Origin of the sequence: Zhouia spongiae (assembly GCF_022760175.1) — a bacterium.
Lineage (GTDB): Bacteria > Bacteroidota > Bacteroidia > Flavobacteriales > Flavobacteriaceae > Zhouia > Zhouia spongiae.
On sequence record NZ_CP094326.1, the window covers coordinates 369,776 to 387,092 of the forward strand.

The 17,317-nt window shown below is 38.7% G+C and carries 17 protein-coding genes and 1 tRNA gene; 9 read left to right on the forward strand and 9 right to left on the reverse strand.

Going from position 1 to position 17,317, the window contains the following annotated elements; all coding sequences use genetic code 11:
• The first annotated feature begins 64 nt into the window (after window positions 1-64).
• The 9 genes from MQE36_RS01710 to MQE36_RS01750 all read left to right on the forward strand — a co-directional run bounded on the left by MQE36_RS01710 (window position 65) and on the right by MQE36_RS01750 (window position 6,667).
• The gene (locus tag MQE36_RS01710; RefSeq protein ID WP_242937476.1) at window positions 65-448 is read left to right on the forward strand and encodes a hypothetical protein; all 384 of its coding nucleotides are present in this window, start codon (window positions 65-67) and stop codon (window positions 446-448) included.
• Between the two features lie 143 nt (window positions 449-591).
• A complete protein-coding gene (locus MQE36_RS01715) occupies window positions 592-918 on the forward strand; it encodes a DMT family transporter (protein ID WP_242937477.1) in 327 nt (108 codons plus the stop codon).
• Window positions 919-924: 6 nt separating this feature from the next.
• Window positions 925-1,470 carry a GNAT family N-acetyltransferase gene (locus MQE36_RS01720; protein WP_242937478.1) on the forward strand — a complete coding sequence of 182 codons (546 nt, stop codon included), beginning with the start codon at window positions 925-927 and terminating at the stop codon, window positions 1,468-1,470.
• 139 nt (window positions 1,471-1,609) lie between these two features.
• Window positions 1,610-2,149, forward strand: coding sequence for a pyridoxamine 5'-phosphate oxidase family protein (locus tag MQE36_RS01725; RefSeq protein ID WP_242937479.1), 540 nt, complete (start codon window positions 1,610-1,612; stop codon window positions 2,147-2,149).
• A 61-nt stretch (window positions 2,150-2,210) separates the two neighbouring features.
• Complete coding sequence (locus tag MQE36_RS01730) at window positions 2,211-2,675, forward strand: DinB family protein (RefSeq protein WP_242937480.1); 465 nt, start codon at window positions 2,211-2,213, stop codon at window positions 2,673-2,675.
• A 573-nt stretch (window positions 2,676-3,248) separates the two neighbouring features.
• Complete coding sequence (locus tag MQE36_RS01735; protein WP_242937481.1) at window positions 3,249-5,018, forward strand: tetratricopeptide repeat-containing sensor histidine kinase; 1,770 nt, start codon at window positions 3,249-3,251, stop codon at window positions 5,016-5,018.
• A 6-nt stretch (window positions 5,019-5,024) separates the two neighbouring features.
• Window positions 5,025-5,666, forward strand: a complete 642-nt coding sequence (locus MQE36_RS01740; protein WP_242937482.1) for a response regulator — start codon at window positions 5,025-5,027, stop codon at window positions 5,664-5,666.
• Window positions 5,667-5,867: 201 nt separating this feature from the next.
• The gene (locus MQE36_RS01745) at window positions 5,868-6,206 is read left to right on the forward strand and encodes a zinc-ribbon domain-containing protein (protein ID WP_242937483.1); all 339 of its coding nucleotides are present in this window, start codon (window positions 5,868-5,870) and stop codon (window positions 6,204-6,206) included.
• Between the two features lie 41 nt (window positions 6,207-6,247).
• Complete coding sequence (locus tag MQE36_RS01750; protein ID WP_242937484.1) at window positions 6,248-6,667, forward strand: hypothetical protein; 420 nt, start codon at window positions 6,248-6,250, stop codon at window positions 6,665-6,667.
• A gap of 136 nt (window positions 6,668-6,803) precedes the next feature.
• On the opposite strand, the gene MQE36_RS01755 is transcribed toward MQE36_RS01750, so the two are convergent.
• The 9 genes from MQE36_RS01755 to MQE36_RS01795 all read right to left on the reverse strand — a co-directional run bounded on the left by MQE36_RS01755 (window position 6,804) and on the right by MQE36_RS01795 (window position 17,304).
• Entirely contained in the window at window positions 6,804-8,114 is a 1,311-nt protein-coding gene (locus MQE36_RS01755) for a phenylacetate--CoA ligase family protein (RefSeq protein WP_242937485.1), read from the reverse strand.
• Between the two features lie 807 nt (window positions 8,115-8,921).
• A tRNA-Arg gene (locus tag MQE36_RS01760) sits at window positions 8,922-8,995 on the reverse strand.
• A gap of 43 nt (window positions 8,996-9,038) precedes the next feature.
• Window positions 9,039-9,488 (reverse strand): GatB/YqeY domain-containing protein, encoded by a 450-nt coding sequence (locus MQE36_RS01765; RefSeq protein WP_242937486.1) that lies wholly within the window; start codon window positions 9,486-9,488, stop codon window positions 9,039-9,041.
• 125 nt (window positions 9,489-9,613) lie between these two features.
• On the reverse strand, window positions 9,614-11,569 hold the full coding sequence (gene ftsZ, locus MQE36_RS01770) for a cell division protein FtsZ (protein ID WP_242937487.1): 1,956 nt from the start codon (window positions 11,567-11,569) through the stop codon (window positions 9,614-9,616).
• Between the two features lie 21 nt (window positions 11,570-11,590).
• Window positions 11,591-12,934 carry a cell division protein FtsA gene (gene ftsA / locus MQE36_RS01775; RefSeq protein WP_242937488.1) on the reverse strand — a complete coding sequence of 448 codons (1,344 nt, stop codon included), beginning with the start codon at window positions 12,932-12,934 and terminating at the stop codon, window positions 11,591-11,593.
• A gap of 3 nt (window positions 12,935-12,937) precedes the next feature.
• The gene (locus tag MQE36_RS01780) at window positions 12,938-13,654 is read right to left on the reverse strand and encodes a cell division protein FtsQ/DivIB (protein WP_242937489.1); all 717 of its coding nucleotides are present in this window, start codon (window positions 13,652-13,654) and stop codon (window positions 12,938-12,940) included.
• Window positions 13,651-14,997, reverse strand: a complete 1,347-nt coding sequence (gene murC, locus MQE36_RS01785) for a UDP-N-acetylmuramate--L-alanine ligase (protein WP_242937490.1) — start codon at window positions 14,995-14,997, stop codon at window positions 13,651-13,653. Before murC ends, MQE36_RS01780 begins: the two co-directional genes overlap by 4 nt.
• A 17-nt stretch (window positions 14,998-15,014) precedes the next feature.
• Entirely contained in the window at window positions 15,015-16,106 is a 1,092-nt protein-coding gene (gene murG / locus MQE36_RS01790; protein ID WP_242937491.1) for an undecaprenyldiphospho-muramoylpentapeptide beta-N-acetylglucosaminyltransferase, read from the reverse strand.
• A complete protein-coding gene (locus MQE36_RS01795) occupies window positions 16,093-17,304 on the reverse strand; it encodes an FtsW/RodA/SpoVE family cell cycle protein (protein ID WP_242937492.1) in 1,212 nt (403 codons plus the stop codon). Before MQE36_RS01795 ends, murG begins: the two co-directional genes overlap by 14 nt.
• Window positions 17,305-17,317 lie beyond the last annotated feature (13 nt).

A 17,317-nucleotide genomic window follows, 5' to 3' on the forward strand; every position in this document is an offset into this window, starting at 1 on the left:
TCTTTAATCTCCATACATAACATTATATTCCCCTCTTGTAGGACAGATAATCTTGTAAGCAATCATGAGCGAAAAGTACAGCTATCATTACGATTCCGACACTCGGATTTTAAGTCGATCACATTATGGAAATTTTACATTACAGGATATTTTTGATTCCTGGAATGATGCCATTGATAATGACCTGATCCCTAAAAGAACCATAGGCTTTTTTATAGACTACAGAGATGCTGATCTGCAGGTAGATCCCAGCGACCACAAAAAAATAATTGAATACTTCGATTCGCGAAAAGAAATCTTTGGTGATAAAAAATTTGCCGTTCTTGTAAACAGCCCTCGGAATACCGTACTCCCTTTTATCATCGAACATACTCCCAAACATTATACCTTAAAAACATTTACCACCGAAGAAGCTGCTCTTCGCTGGATTCTTAATGATCGATTATAAACCAAAAAACACGCATCATAACACAAGGATTCTACCCGCCCTGAAAGAAAGCATTCAACCTTTAACAATATTTTAAACGGTTGGAACACTTGTTTTTGTATAACAACTGAATATCTTTAACCTTCTAAATTTCATAGGCATTTATGAATTGGACTTTACTTATTATTGCAGGATTGTTTGAAGTGGCCTTTGCTGCCTGCCTCGGGAAAGCCAAAGAAACTTCTGGGTCCGATGCGAATTACTGGTATGCAGGTTTTTTAATCTGTCTGACTATCAGCATGTATCTGCTAGTGAAAGTCACCAAAGAATTACCTATAGGAACTGCCTATGCTGTATGGACAGGAATAGGTGCTGTAGGTACTGTTCTTATAGGGATATTTGTATTCAAAGAGCCTGCTACTTTCTGGAGATTGTTTTTTATAGCAACACTTATTATCTCCATCATAGGATTAAAGCTTGTAAGCAACTAAGAGGTCATGGAAAGAATTACCTCCGATTTAATGCTCTCGCCACTTCAACCAAAAGATCACGGGCAATTGTTCATACTTATGAAGCAAATCTACCCTCCTGTATACAAACACTTATGGCACGATGGAGGAGTTGCGTATGTAGACAGCTTATATTCCAAAATAAATTTTGAAAAGGAAGTAAGCGACCCGTTATCTAAATATTATTTTATTTTTTACATGGGTATGCCTGTTGGAATTCTAAGAATCCTGATAAACGAAAGACCTCCTGGAATAAGCAGCCCCGACTGTATTAAGTTACAACGCATTTATTTAGCTCCTTCCGTTCAGGGTAAAGGTATTGGTAAAAAGCTCATACAATGGGCAGAAAAAGAATTCTCTCACGATAAAGAGACTACACTCTGGCTTGAAACAATGAGCACACAAAAAGCAGCTGTTTCTTTCTATGAAAAAACGGGCTTTAAGATTATCGGTCATTTTACGTTTGACTCTGAGTCTATGAAAGGTCAATATCGCGAAATGGTTATCATGGCCAAGAACATTGCTAAAGAATAACTATTTTCTATCTTTATGACGGCAGGCAACCCTGGAGACAGTCCGAAAAAGGTTATTCAGACAGGGACACGCAGGTACGTGAGTATTTTACAACCCTATAATCGGGTAAAAAACAGATTTTTAAGTAATAAGTACTAAAATGGGACGAAAATTAGACAGTATCAAACCCAGACTAAAAGAATTCATAGAAAAGCAAAAAATATTCTTTGTCGGCACCGCTGCCGATGAAGGTCGTGTGAATATTTCTCCCAAGGGGATCGATTCATTCAGGGTCATTAACAAAAATAAAATTGTCTGGTTGAACCTTACCGGAAGTGGTAATGAAACAGCTGCTCACCTGATCAAAAATAGCAGAATGACCATCATGTTCTGTGCCTTTGAAGGAGCTCCGCTGATCTTACGTTTGTATGGAAACGCCATAGCACACCATAAAAGAGATAAGGAGTTTCACACATATATCAACTTGTTCCCCCCTCATACCGGTTCAAGACAGATCGTTGAAATGCATATAGACCTGGTACAGACTTCATGTGGATTCGGAGTGCCTTTAATGGACTTTAAAGAAGAGAGAAATACACTTTTGGAGTGGGCAGATGAGAAAGGAAAAGAGGGCATCGAAGCATACTGGGAAAATAAAAACACTGAAAGCATCGACGGTTTTAAAACCAATATCATATGATCCCTATCATACGAAACCTTGTTTACCTATCCTACTACCGAATAAAAAAACACTGACACCCATGAACAAAGAACTTATTCTTATCAACTTTGAAGAAATAAGAAGACGCAGTATTAAATTATGGAGCGGACTTCCGAAAGAATATTACGACTGGAAACCTGATGATAGTGCCATGTCTTCCGCTGAAATCATTCAGCACGTTTTGGGAGCAGATCATGGGTGGAATATGATCATTAGTGGACAAGATATGGCTGATTACCGGTCTCCCTGGGATGGCAGAAAATTTACAAACATGGAAAACGAACTTGAATTTGCCAGGCCTTACAGAGAAGAATTCCTTAATACTGTAACCACTTTTTCTTCTTCTGCATTGAAAAACCAGGAAATCACTCATCCGGGCAATGGAAAAAAAAGAAAGCTGGGCGATTATTTATTACGTATCGGCTACCACGAATCTGTTCATGCAGGACAGTTCTTATCATACCTGAGAGCCATGGGTATTGTTCGTCCTGATATATGGGATTAGTACTATAACCCTGAATTATATTTTGCGACTATTACTTTAGCAGTAGGCAGTAGGCAGTGGGCAGTAGGCAGTGGGTTGTTCATTTTTTAGACAGGATTAATAAGCATCCACAATCGAAAACAACACACTAACAATGACAAAAATCTAAATCTTCCTACAGTACTCTTAATCATTATGGCAATATCCACAAAAATCATTATTTTTCCCACAATTTTAGAGTAAATTTGCCTCATCAGATAAAGATTACAGATTATTATATGTTTGACAAAAAGTGTTGCACTTACACAGATTCTTATTAGATAAGAATCCAAACGCATTTGCCATGAACAGACCAAACGATTCTATTTTTAAGGGCAAAAACCATGGATTCCTTCATCTGGATATCAATGACAATTAAATCAATTAATGAACACTTCTTTGATCTTATTACACATAACTTTTTTAGAGAAAAGATTGCAGCCAAAGGCTGTATTGAATTGCCTACGGGAAAATAAAAAAGAACTGTTTTTTACAAAAAAAATTACAACTACAGTCTTTTTACTGCTTGCCTTTAATGTATTATCACAAACAAAAATGCAACACTTTAAAGCCTTTGGAGTAAACCCTACAGTTCCTAATGATTCTCTTTTTGAAAAAATAGACACAGCAAAGAATTTTAAAGCCAGATATAAAGCTACATATGACCTTATTAAATTTCATGAACAAAAAGGGAATATCGACTCTATTATTTATTATGGTCACCGATTATATAGCGAAACCGCTAATGAAAAATTCCTTCATAAGAAAAAGTATTTGTCTGATCTGTCTGGTACTATTGCGGAGGGTAAACTTGAAAAAGGGTTATTTGACGAAGCTTTAAAATGGTTTTTGAAGGGAATAGAACATTCCAAAAAGAACCCTGATGACGAGTTCTATATCAAGAACAGAATAGGATTAGGTGTCGTAAAATATATCAGAGGACAAGAGGAGGGAAAGGCAATCATTGAAGCATGTATTGAAGATGCTCCGAATGAGAAGTTGAAACACGATGCGCTCTCAGAACTCGGGTTTATCTTTTTTATGGAAGGTGAACCGGAAAAAGCAAAGGAGCATTTCAATAAAGCTAAATTGTTCTACGTGTCCGAAGGCTATACGAAAGAAGCGTTAGCGACCGATCTTTGGTTTGGGAGAATATTACAGAAAGAAGATAAAATTAATGAAGCCTTAGATCTTTGCTACCATGTTTTCAACGCATCGTTATCTAACAGTTTTTTTTCCTTGTATGCCAAGGCCGGTAATGTATTAGGAAATATTTACTTGCAGCAAAAAGATTATGAGAATGCAAAAACAATACTATCTACGGTATATATAAACTCTGTTCAATGGGGAAATCTGGATATAGAAAGGAGGGCTGTTCTAGGATTACAGAACGCCCATGCAAAAACGGGCGACTATAAAAACGCTCATGCATTAATGACCCGATTGAACCGGATCAACAACCAAGTTCTTGAAATTCAAAACAAACAACAAGTAAACGAATTAGAAGTACAGTACAGAACATTGGAGCAAAAGCAGGAAATTGAACGGCAAAAAACAATGAAAATAAATATACTGATAGGTTTTCTCATTGTTTTAATCCCTGTGTTAGGCTTGTTATACATGTATTATCAGAAACTACAGACACAAAGCAAACTCACCAAAACCACAGAAGAAGTCAACCGGCAAAAGATAACAGCCTTGCTGAAAAGTCAAGAATTAAAATTAGTGAAAGCTTCACTGGAGGGGCAGCATAATGAAAGAAAACGTATTGCAAGAGAGCTTCATGACAGTATTGGGGGAAATTTGGCAACGATAAAACTACAACTATCAAATGAAGCAAAACTTGAAAAAGAAAACCTCATCGAGCAAGTAGATGACACTTATAACCTGGTAAGGGAATTATCTCACAACCTCATGCCTGGAAAGTTTAAAGACTCTGCATTTACCACTATAATTTCCGAATACATTGATAACGTTAAGACTTTATCTAAAGAACAGATCGTCGTACAAATACATCCAAAAGAAGAAATTGACAACATTGAAGATCATTTAAAAGTAGAATTGTATAAAATAGTTCAGGAATTACTGACCAATGCCTTAAAACATGCAAAGGCAACACAAATCGACATTCAGCTTTCCGTTTTTAACAATAGCATAAAATTACTTTTTGAAGATGACGGGGTGGGCTTTGATCAGGAAAAAGTAAAATACGGCCTTGGGCTTCAAAATTTAAAAGACAGATTAAAAACCATTAAAGGAAACATATTTATTAATGCATTTCCCGACAGAGGAACTGTAATTGATATCGATGTTCCTTTAAATTAAATGAATATGGCATATAATATAATTCTGGCAGATGACCACAAAATGTTTTTAGATGGGTTATTAAGTATTTTTAATAACGAAGATGCTTATAATACGTTACTGACGGCAAATAGTGGTAAAAATGTCATAAAATACATAGACTCAAACCCCGACCAGTGCATAGACATCGTTATCAGTGATATTTCTATGCCGGATATTGATGGCATTACACTAAACGATCACATAAAAAAGACACGTGCAGAAATTAAAACCTTAATTGTCAGCATGCATACCGATACGGGTATGATCGATACATTAATTAAAAGTGATGTTGACGGGTACGTATCTAAAAATGCAACACAATCCGAGTTATTACAAGCCGTTAAAACAATTCTTAGTGGAGAAAAATACTTTTCTCAATCTGTAAAACAAGCCTATATGGATAATGTTTTCAATAAAGGGAAAGATACTATGGTGATACTTACCAAAAGAGAAAAAGATGTGCTCAGGCTCATTGCTGAAGAACATACCACACAAGAAATAGCCGACAAACTCTTTTTAAGTAAGCATACCATAGAGAGCTACAGAAAGAACCTGATATCCAAACTTAATGTAAAAAACCTGGCAGGTCTAACCAAATATGCTATAAAACTAGGCCTAGTAGAATAGTTTTTTATCCGACAATCGGGGCTTTATACTCCAGCCTGTATCTGAGGCAATCGCCTGTTCCTGTGAAATGTTCTTAAAAGAAATATCGCAGGGCTGGCTCCGCCCCCCCTGAAAACAGGGTATTCACTTTCGCTGGTTTCAGTCTGTTTTAAAGGTAACTTCAAACGCATCTTTGTACCATCATTATAAAGAAACAAAATTATGATCGTTTTTGGATGGCGGGAAGCCAAAATAAATATAGAGCCGGTAAGCAATCATAGTTGCAATTATTGCGACACCTCAGAATGCTTATTTATTCAGGTGAACAGATTGTATGCTCATATTTTCTGGATCCCGTTTATTCCATTACACAAAAAAGCATACAGTATCTGTGGGCACTGCAAACAGCTAGTAAATAAAAATCAAATACCGCCTGATTTGCAGAAAAAAGCTAAAAAAGTTAAACAGGCAAGCAAGACACCCTGGTGGATGTTTACAGGCTTGTTGGCCGTAATACTTTTTGTACTGTTCTTGTCCGCTTCCGCATTTTTTAACTCATAAACAAGTAAAATAAATATAAACCATTTAAATTTTAATTAAACATGATTTACGGAATTTCATTAGTATTCTTAAGTATAGTAGCGGTACCATCATTAATTTTAGCTAAAAAACCTAATGCCAAAGAGCTGCTTGAAAAAATAGAACCCTACCAGGGATGGATCGGCCTTGTATTCTGTATCTGGGGAATTTGGGGTATTATTTCAGCTATTTTAAACCTGGGGTGGTTAACTACAGCTCCGATATGGTGGATCACTTTTTTAGCCGGGAGTATCGTTGAAGCGGGCTTAGGTTTTATGCTAGGGTACGGAATGATAAACAAGCTGCTGTTATCAAAAAATGCCGGAGCAAAAGAAAAGGCAGAAAAAATAAGAGCCAGGATTGCACCTAAACAAGGAAAGTTAGGCTTACTGGGAATAGCTGTTGGGATATGGATGATCATTGCCTCATTTATGTTCATATAACCGTTATCCTTAACTGCTTCGGGGTGAATCATGTTGGATTTTTAAGGGTATTCCGCATGACTTGCCCCGTATAATTTTAGCTATCTGAAGAAAATAAAGAACGATTTAAAATATCTTTACGAGATAGTGTCAAGTATTATCTCTGGTAATCACTTACCACCAACTTCCTCTTTCCAGATGCCAACAATGGGATATCATTCACATATTCCAAATCTATTACGGCATCTTCCCCCAAATATTCTTTAAATTCATCGATAAGACCTTCTTCTCCATCAAAAAGTTCGTTTTTCCTGTTGATCTTAAAAAGGTACTCTTTTTTATCCTTTTGAATAAACTGGTACTGCTTCAATTCTGAATACTTCCACATGTTTACTGTTACGATATGAGAAGTAACCGGCTCCCCTTTGGTATTGTAAATTATATCCACCTTTCTCCCCTCTATATTCTTTAATACCAGCGCTCCTTTTTTATTTTTTTCAAAAACTGCAATATCTCCATTCTCGTATCGTATCATTGGCATACAATAATTGTATAAATCTGTTATTACTACCCTTCCCGGGTCTCCCAGTTTTGCAGGTTTATCTTCATTTAGATCTAATAGTTCTATATAAAAACTGGCCCAATTAATATGAAAATCACTTGTTCCATCGGGTACTTGCTGGGCTAACATTCCATTTTCCATATTTGAATATCTCGAAATTGCTGGAACGCCAAAGTAATATTCCATCCTTTTCTTTGTCTTCATATCCAACGCTTCTGAATTGGCAATAATGGAAGTTACATTATAATCATGTAATGGTGGTGATTCTATTTTATCTAAGTAATTACACAGTAATTCGTATGTTGAAGCAAACCCAACTAATCCTTTTTTATGTGGGTCTCTTTTCATTTTTCCCAATAAAGATCTGAAATCTTCGTCCGTATAGCTATAGATACTGTGCGGTACAATGTTCTCCATCCATCTTTTCAGCGGGCTTTTCATGTTTATCTTATTCCATACTTTCATATAAAATAATTTGGAACCGATTTTGAATCCGGCAAGGCCGGCAAAATAGATTACATCAGCGGTACTCCTATTTCTTTTATCTTTATTATGAAAGAGCTTGAATGGCGTTCCCGTAGATCCGCTGGTTACTACAGAAGTATTTTCTTCGTTAAGAAATTTATCTGATTTAAAATTATCAAACGAATTTCTTATCATATTCTTATTGATCAGCGGAAAATCCTCGATAGAATCAAACCCCTGATACTTCTTATAAAAAGGGGTAGTTGAAGTAGCAAAGACCAGTAGATCATTAAGTCTTTTTTTTCTCAATTTTTCAACTTTAGAAGTATGCATATTATTTAAAACATATGCTATATCCTTATAGTGCTTGCATACCTTCCCTCCCTTTAGAAAGTCTAATAACCAGAAGCAACATCTCCTGATATAATTTAAAATACTCATATATAATTAATTGCTATTAATCCTTGTAAAATTTAAGAAAACTATTTTTCCTGTTTATCAGTAATCGACCAAAGAACCTGATTTATGGGCGTAAGCATTTAAAACCGGAACAGTTTTATTAATCTGACACAATCTCAGCTTAGATTGTACACTAAAATGTGGGCTCCATATTGATATGAAAACAAGACTTAGCGCTGGCATACATAATTTTTTCATCTGCCTCTCTCCCCTGTCGGCTTACACGAACCTTTGAAACGTTCCATTGGCATGTATTCTGGAAAAAACATGAGGTAAGTAAACTGCCCCGGAGCAAGCTCACAAGAGGGCTGTGCGTAAAAAAGGTACAGCGGAACTTTTTAGCGATAGAGCCGGATCGCACATAGACAATACATTTGAACGCAAGCCCTGTGAAATTCCTTTAGGAGTATTTTATAAGGGCAAGCCGGAGTTCCCGATTTCTATACGGATAAATCTCGATTATCGTGTAAAAACTGAAAACCCGGCTAGTGGAATTTATCGGATCTACCCTGGCAGTAAACGCGGAAGGATTTACTGTACAGCCCCCTCAAGGCTCCTTCTTGAAAACAGAAAAACCAAACTCATAAAATCAGGCCTGCCTGATTTTATGAGTTTGGTTTTAATTTATTTGTGACCATGAAAGGATTACTTTCGTGTCCTGAATGAGCTCAATGTAGTATGCTGCGCCTATCATCACAGTTGGTTTTTGTGCCTTTACAGAAGCTGATAGCTTTTGACACTTCCAAAACCACAAAACCACGCCTTTCGAGCGTGGTTTCTTGAATGTCGCGACCGCGGAAGGATTCGAACCCTCAACCCTCAGAGCCGAAATCTGATATTCTATCCAGTTGAACTACGCGGCCTTAAATATATTCCTGCAAAAGCAGGCTCTCATTCATTATTTTTTTAAGCTAGTTTTTGCTTTACAATCGTTGAAATAGCTTTACCATCTGCTTTTCCGGCCATTTCTTTGGACGCCATCCCCATAACCTTCCCCATATCCTTCATGCCTTCAGCTCCTGTTTTGGCGATAATATCGTCTACGATCTTGGCTATCTCATCAACAGATAATTGTTCCGGCAAAAATTTTTCGATAACAGCAGCCTGAGCAAGCTCCGGAGCCGCCAGATCTCCTCTTCCCTGCTCTGTATATATGGTTGCACTGTCTTTTCTTTGCTTAACTAATTTCTGCAAAAGTTTTATTTCTTCTTCTTCAGGCAACTCATCTCCTGCCCCGGCTTCAGTCTTTGCCAACAACAAAGCTGATTTTATTGCTCTAAGGGCCTCTAAAGCTACCTGATCCTTTGCTTTCATGGCAGCTTTCATTTCAGTCATTATGTTACTTTGCAGACTCATATCGGTGCTGATTTTAAAAAGGTATGCGAATATAAAAAAATAACCCGAAACCATAAACGGTTCCGGGAAATTTAAATAACCTGTAGGCTAAGTTGAATGCTATTAATCAATCTTGTCTACGTGGATTAATCTACATTATCGTGTAAAAACGAATTATTTGACCGTATTTGCGTTTCATCATTACTGTCTGCTCCTATCGACATACGGGAAGGGTCTTCGTGTCTTTTATCTTCTAATTCTACTCCCATACGTTTGTAAGCGGGCTCTTTTTCTATCTCGTCAATTTTTGAATTGTTATGATGAAACTTATAATTAAAATCCTTTAGCTTCTTCTTACGTTCTTCCACCCTTTTCTTTAAGGTATCTTCAATAGTACTGTTAAAAGGATCTGCTTCTGCAGGGATTTCTTCAGAAACGGATTCTTTAACCTTCTTCTCTGCCACAACCTTTTTCTCTATAACCAGTTCTTCTTCCTGGGGTTCGGACAGCTGAAGCCCGGACTTAGGCCCGGCATTATTCAGTTGCTCCTCAACTTCCATGTAATCGTCAAGACTATATCGTTTTTCCCCTTTTTCTGAATACTCAACTACGGGAACAACTTCTATGTGGTCCTTTACTTCATATTCTTTAACCTCTTCTGATACTTCTTCTTCCAGATTAAAGGTTATCACGTTATCCCGGCCCCCGTTACTTCCCTCTTCCTCTACCGGCATATCGAATAACAAAGTCGTCTGTTGCTTTTTATCCTCAGCTTTTAATATCTCAGGGTCGATAACTTCAATATCCTTTATTTTCGCTGTAGTATCAATAATGACAAAATCTTCCTCAACAGCTTTTACTTCTTCATAAGATATATTGATATTCTTAATAAGCACTGAAGTCGGTATCAGTTCCATCTCAGGTTCGTCTTCAACCAGGGTATGACGTACTACTTTTTCAGCTTTAGGAGTTTCCTTCTGCACAGGTTCATTTTTCACGGGAAGCTTCGCCGCTGAGGCCATAGTTGATCTCGTAGAAAGATGCTGCTCCGCTCTTTGCTCATCCTCCAGTGTGTGAATGATTTTCTTTGCTTCTACATTAACAATTTCATGTTGCTGCTCAGGGTTAAAACCCGTTGCTATAACAGTGACCGAAATCGAATCTCCCAAGGCATCGTCTTCACCAACCCCCATAATGATATTGGCACTGTTTCCAGCCTCTCCCTGGATGTGGTCATTGATCTCACCTATTTCATCAAGCGTTATTTCTTCAGTACCGGAAACGATCAACAACAACACATTCTTGGCTCCGGTGATCTTATTATCGTTCAACAATGGAGAGTCGAGAGCTTTCATGATGGCATCCTGAGCCCGATTACCACCAACGGCCATTGCAGACCCCATTATAGCAGATCCACTGTTTGCCAATACAGTTTTAGCATCACGTAAATCGATGTTTTGTGTATAGTGATGGGTAATAACCTCTGCTATACCCCTTGCTGCTGTGGCCAAGACCTCATCTGCTTTCGAGAAACCTGCCTTAAAACCCAGGTTACCGTATACTTCCCTAAGCTTGTTATTGTTGATGACGATCAATGAATCTACGTTGCTTCGAAGGTTTTCAACTCCTCTATGTGCCTGCTCATTCCGCATCTTTCCTTCAAACTGGAAAGGAATGGTTACTATACCCACAGTAAGGATATCCATATCCTTTGCCATTTTGGCAATAATAGGAGCTGCTCCTGTTCCGGTACCTCCCCCCATTCCTGCTGTAATAAAAACCATTTTTGTATTGGTATCCAGCATTCCTTTTATGTCCTCCAGACTTTCAATAGCTGCCTGTTCTCCTATTTCAGGATTAGCACCAGCTCCTAATCCTTCGGTTAATGAAACACCCAGTTGAATCCTGTTCGGAACTGTACTGTTTTCAAGGGCTTGTGAATCGGTATTGCACACTACAAAATCAACTCCATTAATTCCTTGCTGAAACATGTAATTAATGGCATTGCTGCCTCCACCGCCAACACCGATCACTTTTATAACGTTGCTCTGATTTTTTGGCAAATCGAATGATATGTTTCCAAAATCTTTATTGTTGCTCATAATACTTTTTTACTGGTTTGTTTACTCTGCGTTGTCTAAAAAATCTTTTAACTTTTCTGACCACTTCTCTAAAAATGACTTTTTAGGACTAGAAGGTGTCGAAACTTGAGGCTCGTTTGGTTCGGTTTGTTCTTTAGTATCTTCCGGCTCATCTTCAGAAACTGTTTCCTTTACTTCGGCTGCTACATCCGGCATTCTTTTCTGTTGTTGTTTTAGAGCGTTCATTACCAAACCAACAGCAGTTGCATATACCGGACTCGCTACTTCAGCATCAGAGTCGCCAGCTAAATGTTCGTTCGGATACCCTATACGCGTATCCATTCCTGTTATATACTCCACCAGTTGCTTTAAATGCTTTAACTGGCTTCCTCCTCCGGTTAATACAATACCGGCAATAAGTTTTTTCTTTTGTTCTTCATGCCCATAGCTTTTTATTTCTGCATATATCTGCTCTACGATCTCAACAACACGGGCATGAATTATTTTTGATAAATTCTTAAGGGTGATTTCTTTAGGCTCTCTCCCTCTTAACCCGGGTATTGAAACAATCTCATTATCCTTATTCTCTCCCGGCCATGCCGAACCGAATTTTATTTTAAGAAGTTCAGCCTGCTTTTCAATGATGGAACACCCTTCTTTTATGTCCTCCGTAATAACATTTCCTCCGAAAGGGATAACGGCTGTATGCCTAATGATACCGTCTTTAAAAATAGCCAGGTCTGTTGTACCTCCTCCGATATCTATCAATGCAACTCCCGCCTCTTTTTCTTCCTGACTGAGTACTGCGTCGGCTGAAGCCATTGGCTCCAGAGTTATCCCTCCTAACTCCAACCCGGAATTCTTCACACACCTGCCAATATTCCTGATAGAAGATACCTGTCCTACTACCACGTGAAAGTTTGCTTCCAACCTTCCTCCGTACATCCCTATCGGCTCTTTAATCTCACTTTGGCCATCAACCTTATACTCTTGCGGCAACACGTGGATAATCTCTTCACCCGGAAGCATCACCAGCTTGTACACCTGATTGCAAAGCCTATCGAGGTCTTCATCTTTTATCACCTCTTCTGCATCGGCTCTCGTAATATAATCGCTGTGCTGCAGACTTCTTATATGCTGACCTGCTATCCCTACCACAACTTCTCCGATCTTCACACCGGAAGCACTCTCTGCTTCATGGACAGCTTGTTGTATCGACTGAATGGTCTGGGTAATATTATTGACAACTCCTCTGTGTACTCCTAAGCTTTTAGATTTCCCTATCCCTAATATCTCTACCTTACCATAGTCATTTAGCCTTCCTACCATGGCTACTATCTTAGTGGTCCCTATGTCTAGTCCTACAGCGTATCTAGTAACTTCCATACTCTATTTTTTGGTGCACACTACCTGATTGTTAAACTTTAAATTCACTGCCTTATAATCTGACAATGACCTATCTTTTATAGCTTTCTGATAAAAGGCTTTAAAATTGAAAAATTTATTATCCAAATTCTCCGTATCGCCCAACATCACTATAAATTCATCTACTCTTAATTTCAATTCAAAATTCTTATCGGTTTTATGAATACCGACAATATGCTTTTTTAAAAATTCATCATTCCTGATATAATCAGCCAATCCGTAAATCTCTTTCAGATCATCTTTCTTAACATCACCAGTTATAATCGGGACTCTGGCTGAAAACACGCTCGAAAGAGGCATTGGTTTTCCTTCTGAATCTATATAAAAAGGCACAGTAGCATTTACGCGGGCAATTGGTTTTCGTTGCTTCACTTTAGCTCCAAGCTCCCCATTTACAGTAAGATAAACATGAGCATTTTGTATCATGTCATTAGAGTTTAGGGCTTGCTCCAATATATTCAAATCTAGTTCATCTTTCCTTACCCCCGAAGTATCCTTATTTTTTTGTATTAACAACTTATTAACCATTTCATAAGTGATAAAAAGCTGATTTGAGTCGGCAAACCGAATCTCAACCCCGGTCATTTTTCGCGCGGCATTGCGGTTGACCGTAAAACTATACAACCCGACAACCCCCAGAATAAGCACAGGCAATTTTATATGTCGCCATTTAACCCTCATGTCAGTAATGCCGTTTTTAAAAATTCAACTTCTTTTCCTATATCTCCGGCACCCAGTGTCAGAACAACTTTTGCCCCGGATGCCTTAACAGTTGCAACAATCTCAGCTTTGGATATTCTCTTTTTGTTCCGATTATTTATCTTACTTAATAACCAATCAGAAGTTACCCCCTCAACAGGCTTTTCCCTTGCAGGGTAGATATCCAGCAATGCTACCTGATCAAATTTCGAAAGTGCGCTTCCAAAATCATCTGCAAAATCTTTTGTCCTACTGAATAAATGAGGCTGAAAAATAACCAACGTCTCTTCTTCCGGATACATTTCCCTCACCGCCTGATACACCGCCTCAATTTCTGTAGGGTGGTGCGCATAGTCATCAATATAAACAAGCTCCTGCTTCCTGATCTGATAAGAAAACCTTCTTTCAACGCCTTTAAAAGTACTTAGCGCTTCGGCGAGGCGGCTGGTGGGGTTACCAGATTCTACCGCCATCGCGAAAGCTGCTAATGCGTTCAACAAGTTGTGTTGTCCTGGCTTGTTAAACTTTACATCTAAAAATTCTCCCTCAGGAGTCACCATATCAAAACAGTAGGTCGCGTTTTGAACTCTTATATTTCGTATGCAATAATCCGAATCGTCTTCTATTCCGTAGGTTATACCGTTTAACGGCAAACCATTCTTTACAATGAGCTTTCCGCCTGGTTTCAGTTTTCCTGTGAATTCTTTAAAGGACTTCTCTAATTCGGCAGCATCTCCGTAGATATCTAAATGATCTGCATCTATAGAGGTGACACAAGCCACATCAGGAGAAAGATTTAGAAAGGAGCGATCAAACTCATCCGCTTCCACCACACTCACATCGGTTCCTTCAATAAGAAAATTACTTTTAAAATTTTCTGACACCCCGCCTAAAAAGGCAGTTATATGCTGTCCTGACTCCTTTAGTATATGGGCAAGAATAGCAGAAGTAGTCGTTTTACCGTGAGTACCGGCCACAGCATAACAAAACGTATCTCTTGTAATAACTCCCAGTACCTGTGCCCGTTTCTTTATTTCTATTCCTTTACTTTCAAAAAACCGGTATTCTTTATTTTCTCTTGGCACTGCAGGCGTATACACCACCAATGTTTCTTTTCCTTCTTTGTAAATAGCCGGTATTTCAGATACTCTGTCCTCAAAATGAACATCTATACCTATTTCCTGTAAACCATCCGTGATCTTACTTGGTGTTTTATCATACCCGGCTACGTTCTTTCCTAAAAACTTAAAATAACGTGCCAAACCAGACATACCTATCCCACCAATCCCCAGGAAATAAATGCTATGTACAGTTTTTAAATTCATTGTCGCTACTGAAATCGCTATTCTTTTATTAATTTCTCTATTTCGTCTACTATATGCCTTGTTGCATTCGGCAATGCCAGTTTTCCTATATTAGCTCCAAGCTCCTTCATTCTATCGTCCGAGTCGATCAAATCTTTAAATTGTTTTTCAAACTGCTCTTCCAGATCCGTCTCTCTTATCAACACAGCCCCGTCTTTATCTGTCACAGCACTTGCGTTCTTGGTTTGATGATCTTCTGCTACATTTGGCGAAGGAATGAATACAACGGGCTTCCCTACTATACACAACTCGGAAACTGAACTTGCCCCGGCCCTCGATATAATAATATCAGCTGCGCCATAGGCCTTATCCATTTCATTCAAAAAAGCCAGCACTTTTACATCCGCACCCGCGTACTTTTTATACTCTTCGTAATAAAACCTGCCACATTGCCAGATGAGCTGAATATTATTTTCTTTAAAGAACCCGATACGGCTCTCTATTAATTGATTTATTCTTCTGGCACCCAGGCTACCCCCGATCACCAGTAATGTTTTTTTACCCGGAGTCAGCTCAAACAACGCCAACCCTTCGGCTTTTTTATCTACAACACCTAAAAGATCCTGTCGAACCGGATTCCCTGTTTTTAAAATTTTTTCTTTCGGAAAAAAACGTTCCAGGTTATCGTAAGCTACAAATACCTTTTCGACTTTAGGTGCCAGAAGCTTATTGGTTATACCCGGAAAAGAATTCTGTTCCTGAATGACACATTTTATTCCTTTGGAAGCAGCCACCTTTAGAAGAGGTCCGCTTGCATAACCTCCGGTTCCTATAACCAGATCAGGCTTAAAATCCCTTATTATCCTTCCCGCCTCCATCATACTCCTGATCAGCTTCAACGGAAACATCAGGTTCTTTAGTGTCAGTTTTCGCTGTATACCCGAAATCCACAGCCCTTTTATTTCATAACCTGCCTGGGGCACCTTTTCCATCTCCATTCTATCCTTAGCTCCTACAAACAGGAATTCTGCATCCGGATAACGGACCTTAAGCTCATTAGCAATGGCTATAGCCGGGTAAATATGACCTCCGGTTCCTCCTCCTGACAATATGAACTTATACCTGCTCACTTAATACTTCCAATGGGTTTATTTCTGCTTTTTCCTTCTTCTCTGTTTTTACAGTCTCATCTGCTTCTTCCCTTTTTGCACTTACGCTTAATACGATCCCTATAGCCAGGCACGTCATCCATATCGATGTACCTCCGCTGCTGATAAGCGGAAGTGTCTGCCCGGTAACCGGAAACAGTTCTACTGCTACTGCCATATTTATAAATGCCTGAAATATAATCGGCAGCCCTACCGCCAATACCAATAATTTTCCAAACACATCTTCTGCTTTATGTGCTACCACTACAATCCTGAACAGCAACAATAAATACAAAAACACCAAAGTCAACGCTCCTACCAAACCATATTCCTCTACAATAATGGCATAAATAAAATCGGACGTACTCTGCGGCAAAAAGTTTTTCATAACACTTTTACCTGCCCCTAATCCTACCACCCCACCTGTAGCGATAGCTATCTTGGCCTTTTCTATCTGGTAATCCGATTCAGTATCTTCATTATCGGCAAAACTCTCTACGCGACTAATCCATGTATCTACACGATTGGGAAATAAACCCGGAAAAGCTTTTGCCGTCAGAACGAATAAAGCCAAACAGACCACACCCACTCCTACTATGCTCACCAGATATTTGATTGGATATCCTCCTATGAAGCACAACAACATCACCATTCCGAAAATGATAGCCGTGGTAGAAAAATTGGCCGGCAAAATTAAGCTTAATACAACAAATACCGGCAACCATAAAGGCATTAATGTTTCTTTAAATGAAACTTTTTTATCTTTTATTTTTGTGAGATACCGGGCCACATGCGTCAGCAACACCAAAGCCGCCAGTGTAGACGTCTGAAAACTAATCCCTACGAACGGAATCCGGATCCACCTGCTGGCATTGGCTCCTCCTATAGTAGTTCCTTGAGCCAGGGTAATTAACAGTAACAAAATTACCACCGGCATCGCAATAATAGACAATGCCTTAAAATACCTGTAAGGAATTTTATGCACCCCGTATATTATAAACAGCCCTATAAAAAGTAACGCCGCATGTTTTATAAGGTGCCCTACAGTCGTACCGTTACCAACCACATACACCAGGTTGGTACTTGCGCTGTAAATCGGCAAGAAAGAAAACAACGCCAAAAGGCATACTACTGCCCAAATAGCCTTATCTCCTTTTATATTCCTAAACAAACGCTGCATAAATACCTCTTTA